The organism is Kitasatospora sp. NPDC005856 (assembly GCF_040629945.1).
GTDB lineage: Bacteria > Actinomycetota > Actinomycetes > Streptomycetales > Streptomycetaceae > Kitasatospora.
This window is the reverse complement of sequence record NZ_JBEXWT010000048.1, coordinates 1-12833: the sequence shown is the minus strand read 5'-3', so window position 1 is coordinate 12833 and position 12833 is coordinate 1. Positions and strand designations below refer to the sequence as shown.

Sequence of the window (12833 nt, the reverse complement as noted above, 5' to 3'; positions counted from 1 at the left end):
CCGCCGGGACACTCCGGCGGGCCGTCCCGGCGCCCGCTCAGCCCAGGGCGGGGATGTCGTGGGTGGCGCAGTGGATGCCACCGCCGCCGGCCGCGATCGCGTCGATCTTGACCGGGACGATCTCCCGGCCCGGGAAGTACTGCTTCATGATCTGCTGGGCCCGGTCGTCGGCCCGGGCGTCGCCGAACCTCGGCAGGTAGACGCCCTTGGTGCCGATGTAGAAGTTCATGTACGAGGAGACGAAGGCGTCACCGCGCCCGGTGATCCTGTCCGGGTCCGGCTGCTGGAGCTCCACCACCTGGAGCTTCCGGCCCGTCGCGTCGGTGGCGTCCTTGAGGACGGTGCGGGCCTGGTCGGCCGAGCGGGACCAGACGTCCGGCGGGGTGCCGGGGAAGGCCTGGTCGAGCAGGACCACGCCGGGAGCGGCGAAGCGGGTCAGGCAGTCCACGTGGGCGTCCGTGATGTCCTTGCCCTTGACGCCCGCGAGCCAGATCACCGTGGTCACGCCGAGCACCCGCTTCAGCTCCGCCTCGACCTGGTCCCGGCTCATGCCCGGGTTGCGGTTGTCGTTGACGACGGAGCTCTCGGTCACCATCAGGGTGCCCAGGCCGTCGGTCTCGAAGGAGCCGCCCTCGGCCACCAGCCGGGTCTCGACCCGCTCCACGCCGTACTTGGCCAGCACCGTCCTGGCCACCTTGGCGTCGTTGCCGCGCTGCTGCTTGCCGCCCCAGCCGTTGAAGTTGAAGTCGACGCCCTTGACCGTGCCGCCCTCCTCGACGAACACCGGCAGGGTGTCCCGGGCCCACAGGTCGTCGACGGCGATCGGCACCACCTCGACGGCCGAGCCGCAGGCCTTCTGGGCGGCGTCCTTCTGCTCGGGGCGGGCCATCAGTACGACCGGTTCGCGCGCAGCGATCGCCTGGGCCAGACCGGCGACGTCCCGGCGGACGTCCGGGAGCTGGTCGCCCCAGATGTTCTCGGAGGCCGGCCAGGACATCACGGTGCGCAGGTGCTTCTCCCACTCGGCGCCGAAGCGGCGCACGCCGGGGGTGCCGCCGGGCCGCGGGGGCGGTACCGAGCCGTCGCCGCCCCCGATGTCGTCGGGGTCGCAGGCGGTGAGGCCGAGGGTGAGGGCGCCGACACCGGCGCCGACCCCGGCGAGGCGGCGCATCAGGGTACGGCGGGACAGGGCAGAGGACATGGGGGCACTCCGGCTGGTGGTCGGTGCGGTGGGCGAGGTGTGCGGTACGGCGGCCACGGGGGCGCAAAGCGGGCCGAGCGGGCCGAGCGGGCCGAGGGGGCTGCGTGGACGGCAGGGGCCACGCGGGCCACGGCGGGTCGGCGGCTACGGCAAGGGCTCGTGCATGGTCGAGCAGTGGATGCCGCCGCCTCCGGCCATCAGGCGGTCGACGTCGAGCTGCACCACCTCGCGGCCGGGGAAGGCCGCGGCGAGCGCCTCCCCGGCGGCGGCGTCCTTGTACGCGTCGCCGAACCGGGCGGTGATGACGCCGCCGTTGACGAGGTGGAAGTTGAGGTAGGAGTCGACGAACTTGGAGCTGCGGGAGCGGACGGTGTCCGGTCCGTGCACCGGGATGACCTGGAGGCGGCGGCCCCGGGCGTCGGTGGCGGCGGAGAGGATCGTGAACTGCTCGCGGGCGTCGCGCGCCCAGGCGTCGTCGCGGTCCGCGGGCGGCAGCTGCACCATCACCACGCCGGGGCGGACGAACCGGGAGGTGACGTCCACGTGGTCGTCGGTGATGTCCTGGCCCTTGATGCCCGGCAGCCAGATCATGGTGTCCGCGCCGTAGGCCTCCAGGACGGCCTCCTCGATCTCGTCCCGGCTCATGCCGCGGTTGCGGTTCTTGTTGACCAGGCTGCTCTCGGTGGCCATCACGGTGCCGTCGCCGTCGGTCTCGATCGCGCCGCCCTCGCCGACGAAGTCCGCGTAGGTGTGGCGCAGTCCGCGGCGGGCGGCGAGGCGCTCGGCGACCAGCGCGTCGTCGTGGTGCACCTGCTTGTTGCCCCAGCCGTTGAAGTTGAGGATGACGGCGTCCAGGCCGCCGTAGCCGTCCCGGCGGAACACCGGCGCGGTGTCGCGCATCCACAGGTCGTCGGTGGGAACCGCGCTGATCACCTCCACCCCGGAGCCGCACCGGGACTGGGCCTTGTCGGCGGTCCGGTCGTCGGGGGCGCACATCACCACCGGCTCGAACTCGGCGATCGTGCGGGCGATCAGGGCGATGTCCTCCTGGACGCCGCCCAGGCGCAGTCCCCACACGCCCCTGCGGGAGGGCCAGGACATCCAGGTCCGCGCGTGCGGGACGTCGTCCGCCGGCACCCAGGGGTAGGGCCCGGTGGACCGGTCGTCGGGGTAGTGGGTCATGGGGATCTCCAGATCGTGCGACGGTGCCGGGAAGGGCGCCGGGGGCCCGCCGGCTCCCACTCTTCGCGCCGCGACGCGGCGGCGCACCACGGGGGAGGCCGGCGGCAGCACCCTGCCCGCGGGTTCAGGCTCGCACTGACTGAAAAATCAGTCAAACTCAGAGGTGCGTCTTCACGCATCCTTGACGGGTTCGCTGCGTGGAGTGACGCCCGGGCGCCCCCCGATCGGTGCGGACGGCTCAGGAGCCGAGCCGGGCCACCTCGGCGTCGACCGCCTCGGCCAGGAGCGTGCGGGCGTGCGCCAGCGGCAGGCTGCCGCTGAGCCAGCGCGTGCTCAGCCCCTCCAGCAGCGCGGTCAGCCGCTCGGCCGCGCCGGCCAGTGCGACCGCCGAGGACATCGGCTGTACGCCGCCGAGCAGTTCCGCGATCTCCTGCACCCAGATCCGGGTGGCCCGCGCCAGGTCCTCGCGCAGCGTCTCGTCGAACACCGCACTCGCCCGCAGCTCGCCCCAGGCGGTGCTGTTCTCCCGCACCTCGGGGGTGTCCTGGAGCTCCAGCAGCAGGGTCTGCTCCAGCTCCTCGCGGGGCGTCAGCGGCGGCGCGTCCGGCGCGCGTCCGGTCGTGTACCGCTCCGCCCGGTCGTTGATGAACTCCAGCGTCTGACGGAGGATCCCCGTGCGGTCCTTGAAGTGGTAGTAGATCAGCGCGGTGGACACCCCCGCCTCGGCCGCGAGCTCCTCCACCCGCAGCCCGCGCACCCCGCGCCGCGCGATCACCCGCGCCGCTGCTTCCATGATCGACGTTTTACGACTGGCCACGATCGACCACCTTACCGGGGGTGTGAACCCCCGGTCCCGCCCTCCGGCTGACCGACCGATCAGCCGCGGGCGACCGGCGCGGGGGCCCGCCGCGCTGACCTCGGCGGGAGCCGCCGGGCCGGAGCCGACGGCCGGGATCGCGGAGTGTGGCGCAGGTCACGCCGGGCGCAGAACCCGTACGCCGGATCGCGCGTCTGGCTGGTGTGAGATCACGCAGGAGAGCACTGGACGAGGTGGACGAGGAGCGCCTCCTCCGGCTGGTGGCCAGGGGAGACCGCGCGGCGTTCGACGAGCTGTACCGGCGTACGTCGCCATGGCTGGCGGTGCGGCTGCGCCGCCGTTGCGCGGACGAGCAGATCGTCGCCGAAGTCATGCAGGAGACCTATCTCGCGGTGTGGCGCGCCGCCGGCGCGTTCGCCGGGAGCGCGGTCGGCGGGACGGCCGTCGGGTGGCTGTGGACGATCGCGGCGCGCCGCCTCGTCGACGCGTTCCGGCGCCGCGCCCACCACGCCGAACCGCCGGTCGCCGCCGCCGAGCGGGCGGTGGTGCCGGCGGCGGAGGAGGAGGCGCTCGCCGGGACCGTCGGCGGCGACGTCGGCGACGCCCTGCGGCGGCTGGCGCCCGAACTCCGAGAGGTACTGCAGGCCACGGTGCTCGACGGGCTCTCCGTCCGGGAGACCGCCGTCCTGCTCAGACTGCCCGAAGGCACGGTCAAGACCCGTGCCCGCCGGGCCCGGATCGCGATGCGGGAGGCGCTGGCATGAGCGAGCGAAGCACGGGGGTCCCCCCGGCCGAAGGCTGGGGGAGAGTCGTGGAGGGGTGCGCATGAGAGGGGAACACGCGTCCAGGCGGTTGATCGACGACTACGCGCGTGGTGACACGGCGATGGCGGCGGACACGGTCTGGGCACTGGAGGCCCACCTGGAGACGTGCGCGCCGTGCCGGAGCCACCTGGCGGCCTCCGTGGCCACCGAGGCGCCCGGCGTCGCCGCGCTCGTCGACACCGTCCGGGCCGGTCTGGAGCCGCGATTGGACGAGGCGGTCACGAGGCCCTCGCGGTGGCACCGTCCGAGCTGGGTGTCGTCCTGGCTGACGCCGGTCATGACCCCGTGGCTGGCCATGACCGCCGTCGTCACCCTGGTGGCGCTGCTGCTGGACGTGGCCGCACCCCCGGACTTCCTCGGCGGTTCCTCGGTGGTGTCGCTGCTCGCGCCGGTGCTGCCGCTGTGCGGTGTCGCCGCGTCGTGGTCGAGCGGCCTGGACCCGGCACACGAACTGACCGCCTCGACCGCCCGGGCCGGACTGCCCCTGCTGCTCAGGCGCACCACCTCGGCCCTCCTCGTCGTCCTGCCCGCGCTGCTGCTGGGGGGATGGCTGACCGGAACCACGACGGCCGCGCAGTGGCTGCTGCCCTCCCTGGCCTTCACCTCCACCGCCCTGGCACTGGGCAGCGTGATCGGGGTGACCCGCGCCGCCGTCGGGCTGGCGGTCGCGTGGGGCGTCGTCGTCGTGGCACCCGCCGCGGTCACCGGCCGCTTCCCCTCCGTCCTCCAACTGGCCCTGCAGCCGGACCGGTTGCCGCTGTGGGGGCTGCTCCTCGCGCTCGGCACCGGCGCCGTGATCGCCCGCAGGGACGCGTACTCGACGCTGTGAAACCCATGTCCACCATCGAAAGGGACCACCGCATGACACCCGTGACGAGCGCGGCCGACACCGCGCCGAAGACCTACGCCTGGGAGATCCGGGCCGAAAGCCTGAGGGTCCGCGTCGGACGGACCAAGATGGCCGTCGACGGGCTCGACCTCTCCCTGGGCCTCGGCGCCCACGGCCTCCTGGGGCCCAACGGGGCGGGGAAGACCACCCTGATCCGGACCCTGGCCACGGTGCTGCGCCCCACCGAGGGCGAACTGGAGATCCTCGGCACCTCCCTGCACAGGACGGGCGACCACCGGGCCCTGCGCCGCCGCATCGGCTACCTGCCGCAGGACTTCGGCTACTACAGGCGCTTCACGGTGCGCGAGTTCGTCGAGTACATGGCCTGGTTGAAGGAGGTCCCGAAGGCGGACATCCCCGAGGCCGTCCAGCGCGCCGTGGAACGGGTGGGGCTGGCGGACCGCGCCGACCACCGGATGAAGACCCTGTCCGGCGGCATGGTGCGGCGGGCCGGCATCGCCCAGGCCATCGTCAACTCCCCGGCGGTGCTGTTGCTGGACGAGCCGACGGCCGGCCTCGACCCGGCCCAGCGGCTGCGCTTCCGCGAACTGCTCCAGGAACTGGGCCGCGACACCTGCGTGGTCGTCTCCACCCACCTGGTCGAGGACGTCGCGGCCGCCTGCTCCGACGTGGTGCTCTTCGCCGACGGCCGCCTCGTCTTCCAGGGCACCCCGGACGAACTGGCCGCCGCGGGCGGTACCGAACACCCCGGCGACAGCCCCCTGGAGCGCGGCTACTCGGCGCTGCTCCGCAACTCCGGACAGCAGGGGAGCGCCTGGTGAACCGACGTGTGCTGCGCACCGAGCTGAGGCGCTCGGCCGCCCCGTGGGCCGGAGCCGTCGTCCTGGGCGGCAGCCTGGCGGTCTTCCTCCTGTACGACGGAGTCTGGTCGAGGGGCACCGCGGGGTGGACCGCCCAGTGGACCACCATGGCCATGTGGACCCGTTCCCTGCTGGCCTTCTGGCTGCCGCTCGTGGTCGGCATCGGGGCGGTGTACGGGCTGCGTGAACCCCGCTCGCGGATGACCGAGCTGCTGACGACCACGCCGCTGCCGGCCTGGCGCCGTGCGGTGCTGCCGGCGGGTGCGCTCGCGCTCGCGCTGGCGGTGGGCTTCGGCCTCCTCACCGTCGTGGGCGGAGCGAGGGTGGCGCTCGGCCCGACCACCTACACGGGCCTCGGCTGGCTGCCGATCCCCCTGGTGGCGGTACTGGGCCTCGTCGCGGCCGCCGTGTTCGCCATGGGCGTCGCGCGGACGCTGCCCTCCGTCCTCACGCCGCCGGCCCTGGTGGTGGCCTGCCTCGTGACGACGAACATGCTGCGGGTGCGGATCGAGGGGGTGGTGCCGGACAGCAGGACGTCGAACCGGCTCGGCCTGCTGTCCCCGGTGACCGCGGAGCCTCGGCAGATGCTGCTGACCCTGTCCGGCTCCGTCCACCTCGGCCAGAGCATCTGGCTGCTCGGCCTGCTCGCCACCGGCCTCGCCCTGCTGGCGGCCACCACCCGCCGGGCCCGGCTGCTCGCCGTGACCCCCGTCCTGGCCGGCGCGGCCGCGGCCCTGCTGATCCTGCCGGCCGCCGCACGCGACGCCTACGTCATCGACAAGGCCGCCGCCACGCTGGTGTGCGACGGGCCGGTCTGCGTGACAGAGGCGAGCCGATCCCACCTGGCCGAGCTCGTACCGCGCAGTCGGGAGGCGCTGAGCGTGCTCCATGACGTCCTGGGCGACAGGGCCCCGACCTCGGTGCGGGAGGACACCGCGCTGCGCGCGCTCGGCGACCTCCGCGCACTGCCCGACGACGCGGTGCTGGTCGACTTCGACGAGCAGCTGTTCGCCGATGCGACCGGCAGCGACCTGACCCGCGCGCTGGTCGCCGGCGGACTGGCACCGAGCTGCCACCCCCGCACCCCGCGGGAGGGCGGGGGACAGGACGACGCCGCCCTCCAGAGCATCGCCGTGAGCTGGGCCCTCGGCGACCCCACCCTCCGACCGATCGAGGAGAAGGCCACCGACGAGTACTCGCGCCGGACCTGGGCCGCTGCCGACGCCGCCTGGCAGGGTCTGAAGGAGCTGGCGCCGGCCGAGCAGCGCGCGTGGATCGCCGAGCTGCGCACCGCCGCCCTCTCCTGCACGGCGCGGCTGCGCGAGCTGCCGGCGGGAGGTGCGGCGCGATGAGGTGGCTGACGCTGTACGCGCGTTCACGGCAGGTGCCGACCTCGGCCGCCGTGGTCATGCTGGTCGCACTCGCGGTGTGGGCCTTCACCCGGGGCGACGGCACGGGAGCGGCGGGCGCGACGGACCCGACGGACGCGATGGACCCGACCGCGTTCTTCCTGCTCGCCGCCGGCGTGGCGGCCGGTTCCGTCGGACTCGGCGGGCAGGACCTCGCCCTGGACCGGACGGCCGCGATCCGGTGGGCGCCCCGCAGGGCGGCGCACACGCTGCTGATCGGCGCGGTCGCCGGTGCGGCGCTGCTGGCGGTCCAGGCGGTGGGCCCGAGGTTCGTCCCCACCGAGGTCGTCGTCCGGGACAGCGCGGGCCTGGTCGGCCTGGCCGCGCTCGGGGCGGTGCTCTGCGGAGCGCACCTCGCCTGGACCCTGCCGACCGGCTGGCTGGCGTTCACCGTCCTCGTCCCGCCGCTGCCGCCCACCACGGTGGGGAAGGCCCTCGGTTGGATGGTCTTTCCCCCGGGCACGGAGGCGTCCACCTGGGCCGCGCTGGCGCTGCTGGTGACGGGCGGCACCCTGTACGCCGTGGCCGGCCCGAGGCGCTGACGGGCACGCCCTCCGAACCGCCGGGCGATTGTCAAGAACCTTCACTCCTTCGAGTGGCGATCGGTCACCGATCGGTCCACAGGGTTCGCCCGGCGGTCAAGACTGGCCCCCGAACGAGCGGTTCGGCTTTCGGAGGGGGAGCGGTGTCGACCATCGGAATGTCCGGCTTACCCGGCGGGGTAGGGGCGGATCGACGGCTGCTGGTCAGCGTCTTCGGCCCGCAGGAGGCACGGGAAGCGGTCCTCGGCGGTGCGCGGATCATCGACAGCGAGGATCCGCGCAGTGCGCTCGGGACCATCAAGCCGCGCCGGATCATGGACATCGCGGACGCGGTGCTGGCCTCCCGGCGGGACCTCCCGGTCCAGCTGAGCACCAACATCGGCGAGGACCAACTGCTGTTCCGGCGCGCGGAGAACGGCCTGGCGCTGCCCAAGTCGGCCTACGAGCAGGTCGGCAAGGCGGCGCAGGCCGCCCTCGGCGTCGCCCTGGCGATGGGCACCCGGGTGCATCCCTGCGGGATCGTCAAGGTCGGCCTGGACGGCATGCGGGCGAGTGAACTGGCCGAGGTGCTCGGCGAGATCACGGCGACGCTGCGCCGGACCGAGCGGCTGTCGCACACCCGGGTGATGTCCGTCCTGTTCGCGCAGGACCTCGACCTGTGGGACGCCCGCAAGACGCTGCCCCAGGTGCGGCGATCCCTGGTGGGCCTGCGGGAGTACTACCCGTGCGAGCCGTCCACGCCCGGGGCGTTCGACCTCGCCGAGTACGCGGACGCGCTGCTCGACGCGCACGGCGGGCCGCTGTTCGGCGGCCGACGGCCGGACCTGGCCGAGCTGAGGGCGTCCGGCGCCCTGCCGCCGGACGCGCCCGGCACCACCGTGGCCGTCAACGAGCCTTTCGCCCACCGGAGTCACGGCCTGACGGCGGGCCGGCGCACCGATCGGGAGGCGATCCGCGCGGTGGTCGAGGCCAGTGCGGCGGCCGGTGCCGACGCGATCATGGTGGACACCAGCATCCTGCTGAAGGTCGCCCGGATCGGGCTGGTCTCCACCGCAGGCAGCCCGGAGCTCGCCGACCTCGACCGCCACGACACCGACCGGCACGGCCTGGCCAGGGCCGGAATCCTCTCGCTGGAGGAGATCCGGTTCTTCGTGGAGCTGTGCCACGCCCACGGCCTGGAGGCGAACCTGGCCGGCTCGGTGCAGAGCCACCACGCCCAGCAGGTCTGGCGGCTCGTCCCCGAACTCGACCAGCTCTCCGCCCGCGGTGGCGTCAGCGCCCTGGCCCGGGACCCGTACGGCGGCACCGGCCGCGGCACCCGGCACGAGCGGACCGTCCGCCGATCCCTGGTGGGTGGCCTGGTCCCGCCCGAGCAGGGCGGTCGGCTGGTGGTGCCGCAGCGGATGACGGGGCAGCCCGGGGCGCTCGACGACGTGGCGGACCTGCTCAAGCGCCACCCCGGCCTCGCCGCGTACTCCTCCGACGTCCACGGGGTGCTGTCGCCGCTCGGCTGACGGCCGGGCCGGGCCGGGCCGGTGCGCCGCTTCCCGCCCGGCTGTTCCGCCCGGCTCTCTGCTCCGCTTTCCCGGGATGTCGTTCATGGCCCGTTTACCGCACGTCAAGGCGCAGTTGGTGGGATCGTCCTGTCGGTACACCAGCAAGAAGGAGTGACTCCCTTGACCGCTCATCTCAGGCACGGTGCCCGTTCACGGACGGTCCCGGCCCTGACGGCGCTCGCGGCGCTGTGCGGGATCGCCGGCACCACCGCGCTCGGCGCCACCCCGGCGGCGGCCGCCGACCAGCGTCACCCGATCTACGCCATCGCGCACCGGGTCGACACCCTGGACGGCGTGGACGCCGCGCTCAACCACGGCGCCAACGCCATCGAGATCGACGTCTGCGCCTGGTGGAACCCGAACGAGTGGCGTGTTTACCATGACTGCTCCTCGGCCGGTGAGAACCGGCTCGGCCCCAGCTTCGACAGCATGCTCGACCGCATCATCTCCAACGCCAACGCGGGCCGCCGGCTGTCGCTGGTCTGGCTGGACATCAAGGACCCCAACTACTGCGGGGAGGAGCCCAACCGCACCTGCAGCGTCGCCGGGCTGCGCGACAAGGCCCAGCGGCTGACGGCCGCCGGCATCCAGGTGCTCTACGGCTTCTACGAGTACCACGGCGGCAGCACGCCGGACGTCGGCGGCCGGGGCTGGAAGAGCCTGGAGGGCAAGCTCGGCCCGCTCGAGGGCATCACCACGACCGGCACCCGCGACCAGGTGCAGAGCGCCTTCGCCAAGTCGGGCACCGGATTCCCGGCCGGCCACCGGGCGATGGACTACGGCGACAGCGACATCACCAAGGGCTTCGGCAACTGCACGGAGGCCACCTACAACACCTGCGCGGAACTGAAGAAGGGAGCGGCCGACCGGGCCGCCGGACGGCTCGCGGCCACCCTGTCCTGGACGACCACCTACAACGACCCCTGGTACGTCGACAAGCTGCTGGGCGACGCGCAGGTGGACGGCATCATCGCCGGGTACGGCGCCTTCACCGGCGTGCGGGAGTACGACAACAGCTGGCAGTGCGCCAACGCCGTCAACCTCGTCCGGGACTGGGTGAACCGCCACAGCGGCACCCACCGCATGGCCACCGCCGGCGACCGTCTGTTCCGGTAGGCGGCCCGGAGGGGCGAACCGGGAGGGTGAACCGGGAGGGCGGCGCGGTGGCTCGGCCGGGCGCCACCCGGGGGTTCCGCCTTCTCGTCCACACCCCCGGGCCGAACGCGGCACTCGGGGGTGTGATCCTTAAGTCGTAGACCGGAAGGCGCAGTTCGGCGCCGTCGGCCGGTACCTTCGGTGGATGTGCCCGGCCGGCCGGGCCGCCTAGCGTCGCCCCGACGGCCTGCCGAACACCCGAGGGGAACCATCGTGATCCGCGCCGCCAAGCCGGCCGCCGCCCTGGCGGCGCTGGCCCTGACCCTCCTCACCGCGCCGTCCGCCGCGGGCGCCGCGGCTGCCGGCCGCGTCGCCGACGCGGTCGGCGTGACCGGCCAGGCCCGGGCGACCGGCGACGGTGTCGACGCCGTCGACCCGCTCGCCGCGCTGCGCCGCCAACAGCCGGCCTGGCACCCGTGCCGAACCGGCCCGCAGGACACCGCCGGCGCCGAGCTCGACGACGCCGGCGCCCGCTGCACCGAGGTCACCGTCCCGCTCGACCACCGCCGGCCGGACGGTCCGACCCTGAGCGTCGCCCTCTCCCGGCTGCCCGCCACCGACCCCGCCCACCGCCTGGGCGCCCTCTTCTACAACCCGGGCGGCCCCGGCGTCCCCGCCCGACACCTCAGCCTCGCCCTGAGCCAGGCCGCACCCGCCCTCGCCGCTCGCTACGACATCGTCGCCATGGACCCGCGCTTCGTCGGCGCCAGCACTCCGCTGGACTGCGGCTGGCCCACCAGCGGCCCGGGGTCGGCCGGCCCCACCCGCGCGACCTTCGAGCGGTCCGCCGCAGTCGCCGAGGACCTGGCCGCGCGCTGCGCGCCGTACCGCGACGTGCTGCCGCACGTCTCCACCCGCGAAACCGCCCGGGACATGGACCTGGTGCGCGCCGTCCTCGGCGAGCCGACGATCGCCTACCTCGGTTCCTCCTACGGCAGTTACCTCGGCGAGGTGTACCTGCAGCTGTTCCCCGAGCGGGTCGGACGAGCGGTGCTCGACGCCGCCCTGGACCCCGACCGCTTCGGCCCCGACCTGACCGCCACCCAGGGCCCCGCGATGGACGCCGCGCTCACCGCGTGGGCCGAGTGGACGGCCCGCCACGACGACCGCCACCACCTGGGCACCAGCACCACCCGGGTGCTGGCCGCGGTGGAGCGGGTGCGCCGGCAGACCGAGCGGGCCCCGCTGACGGTCGGCACCCACCGGGTCGACGCCCGCACCCTGCCGCAGGTGCTGTGGACGGTGTCGGCCGGCGACGACACCGCCGCCTACACGGAGTTCGCCGACCTGGTGCGCGTCCTGGTCGACGCCGCCGAAGGCCGGACCGCCGAGCCGACCGCGCTGCTGGAGGCCGTGCTCACCGGCCTGGAGGCCCCCGACATCGGCGGGTCCGCCGCCGTGCAGACCGCGATCATGTGCGCCGACCGCGCCGCCTCGCGCGACCCGCTCGCCTACTACCGGGACGTCCAGGTCCACCGCGCCGACGAGTCGCTGTTCGGCCCGCTCACCCGCAACCTCACCCCCTGCACCTTCTGGCCCGCACAGCCCGCCGAACCGCCCACCCGGGTGCGCAACGCCGTACCCGCCCTCCTGGTCGGCGCGGACGGCGACCCGGCCGCGACCCGAGCCGGCCAGCTCTCCGCCCACCGGGCCCTGACCGGCTCCCGCCTCGTCACCCTGCGCGGAGCCTTCCACCACACCGTCTACGCGGGCATGTTCGCGCCGCGGGACGCCTGCGTCGACGCGGCCGTCGACCGCTACCTCCTGGACGGCGTCCTGCCCGCCCAGGACACCGACTGCATCGCCGCCCGCCCGTGAGGCGGTGAACCGGCGCGGGCTGCCGGGCGCCGCCCTCCGACAGGACGGTCAGCTCGGCGAACGCCGCCCGGACCGCCCCCGGGTCCTCGGTCCCGCCCGGGTCCTCTCCACTCGCCCGCGACGTCCGCGTCCCCTTCGGGACCGTCATCGGACCCACGAACGATCCCATGGGATCGGTGCCTCTTCCGAGGCGCCGGCGGCCCTTGGCACAGGGCGTTTGTCTCGAGCGCCGAGGAGGAGTACTGTCTCCCAGTCGCTCGACTGGGAGCACCGGACACGCATCGGCGCGGACGGTCCCGGGGCGGCCAATCCCTTGAAGCAACACTTCCCGGCTCGGGCGGATCTGTCATGGGCAGATACGGCCCGGTCTGAATGTGGCGTGTTCATTTAATCGGATTGCGGTCGATTCGCTTTTCGGAGCAGAGCTCGGCTAAGGTTTGAAACGTCGAACGGAGCGCAAGCGCCGGGCGACACCGGCAAATCGGAAGTGGAAAGCCCCGGTAAACGGAGCGGAAAACGTCTGGTAAGCTGGAAACACGAAAGAACGAAGCCCGGAGGGTCCGCTGGAAGGCGGTCCGAAGGAAGCGTCCGTTCCTTGAGAACTCAACAGCGTGCCAAA

11 protein-coding genes are annotated in these 12833 nt (G+C 73.8%); 8 read left to right on the top strand and 3 right to left on the bottom strand.

Annotated elements, in window-relative coordinates:
* Positions 1 to 37 precede the first annotated feature (37 nt).
* The 3 genes from ABZ449_RS25815 to ABZ449_RS25805 form a co-directional block, all read right to left on the bottom strand.
* Complete coding sequence (locus tag ABZ449_RS25815; protein ID WP_360350282.1) at positions 38 to 1201, bottom strand: agmatine deiminase family protein; 1164 nt, start codon at positions 1199 to 1201, stop codon at positions 38 to 40.
* Between the two features lie 144 nt (positions 1202 to 1345).
* Entirely contained in the window at positions 1346 to 2383 is a 1038-nt protein-coding gene (locus ABZ449_RS25810; protein WP_360350280.1) for an agmatine deiminase family protein, read from the bottom strand.
* Between the two features lie 238 nt (positions 2384 to 2621).
* Positions 2622 to 3176 (bottom strand): TetR/AcrR family transcriptional regulator, encoded by a 555-nt coding sequence (locus ABZ449_RS25805; RefSeq protein ID WP_360350277.1) that lies wholly within the window; start codon positions 3174 to 3176, stop codon positions 2622 to 2624.
* A gap of 227 nt (positions 3177 to 3403) precedes the next feature.
* Here ABZ449_RS25805 and ABZ449_RS25800 point away from each other — a divergent pair, with 227 nt between their 5' ends.
* The 8 genes from ABZ449_RS25800 (at position 3404) to ABZ449_RS25765 (ending at position 12214) form a co-directional block, all read left to right on the top strand.
* The gene (locus ABZ449_RS25800; RefSeq protein WP_360350274.1) at positions 3404 to 3964 is read left to right on the top strand and encodes an RNA polymerase sigma factor; all 561 of its coding nucleotides are present in this window, start codon (positions 3404 to 3406) and stop codon (positions 3962 to 3964) included.
* A 61-nt stretch (positions 3965 to 4025) separates the two neighbouring features.
* Complete coding sequence (locus tag ABZ449_RS25795; RefSeq protein WP_360350272.1) at positions 4026 to 4853, top strand: zf-HC2 domain-containing protein; 828 nt, start codon at positions 4026 to 4028, stop codon at positions 4851 to 4853.
* Positions 4854 to 4885: 32 nt separating this feature from the next.
* Entirely contained in the window at positions 4886 to 5695 is an 810-nt protein-coding gene (locus ABZ449_RS25790) for an ATP-binding cassette domain-containing protein (protein WP_360350269.1), read from the top strand.
* Complete coding sequence (locus ABZ449_RS25785) at positions 5692 to 7086, top strand: hypothetical protein (RefSeq protein ID WP_360350266.1); 1395 nt, start codon at positions 5692 to 5694, stop codon at positions 7084 to 7086. Before ABZ449_RS25790 ends, ABZ449_RS25785 begins: the two co-directional genes overlap by 4 nt.
* A complete protein-coding gene (locus ABZ449_RS25780; protein ID WP_360350264.1) occupies positions 7083 to 7685 on the top strand; it encodes a hypothetical protein in 603 nt (200 codons plus the stop codon). The genes ABZ449_RS25785 and ABZ449_RS25780 overlap by 4 nt, the downstream gene beginning before the upstream one ends.
* 158 nt (positions 7686 to 7843) lie before the next feature.
* Complete coding sequence (locus tag ABZ449_RS25775) at positions 7844 to 9199, top strand: (5-formylfuran-3-yl)methyl phosphate synthase (RefSeq protein WP_360350261.1); 1356 nt, start codon at positions 7844 to 7846, stop codon at positions 9197 to 9199.
* Positions 9200 to 9361: 162 nt separating this feature from the next.
* The gene (locus ABZ449_RS25770; RefSeq protein ID WP_360350258.1) at positions 9362 to 10357 is read left to right on the top strand and encodes a phospholipase; all 996 of its coding nucleotides are present in this window, start codon (positions 9362 to 9364) and stop codon (positions 10355 to 10357) included.
* Between the two features lie 252 nt (positions 10358 to 10609).
* Complete coding sequence (locus tag ABZ449_RS25765; protein WP_360350255.1) at positions 10610 to 12214, top strand: alpha/beta hydrolase; 1605 nt, start codon at positions 10610 to 10612, stop codon at positions 12212 to 12214.
* Positions 12215 to 12833: the final 619 nt, after the last annotated feature.

What these genes read in the sequence shown, in the direction of transcription:
- ABZ449_RS25810 (WP_360350280.1), bottom strand. Translation starts at nt 2,383, where the DNA reads ATGACCCACTACCCCGACGACCGGTCCACCGGGCCCTACCCCTGGGTG.
- ABZ449_RS25805 (WP_360350277.1), bottom strand. Translation starts at nt 3,176, where the DNA reads ATGGAAGCAGCGGCGCGGGTGATCGCGCGGCGCGGGGTGCGCGGGCTG.
- ABZ449_RS25815 (WP_360350282.1), bottom strand. Translation starts at nt 1,201, where the DNA reads ATGTCCTCTGCCCTGTCCCGCCGTACCCTGATGCGCCGCCTCGCCGGG.
- ABZ449_RS25775 (WP_360350261.1), top strand. Translation starts at nt 7,844, where the DNA reads ATGTCCGGCTTACCCGGCGGGGTAGGGGCGGATCGACGGCTGCTGGTC.
- ABZ449_RS25790 (WP_360350269.1), top strand. Translation starts at nt 4,886, where the DNA reads ATGACACCCGTGACGAGCGCGGCCGACACCGCGCCGAAGACCTACGCC.
- ABZ449_RS25780 (WP_360350264.1), top strand. Translation starts at nt 7,083, where the DNA reads ATGAGGTGGCTGACGCTGTACGCGCGTTCACGGCAGGTGCCGACCTCG.
- ABZ449_RS25795 (WP_360350272.1), top strand. Translation starts at nt 4,026, where the DNA reads ATGAGAGGGGAACACGCGTCCAGGCGGTTGATCGACGACTACGCGCGT.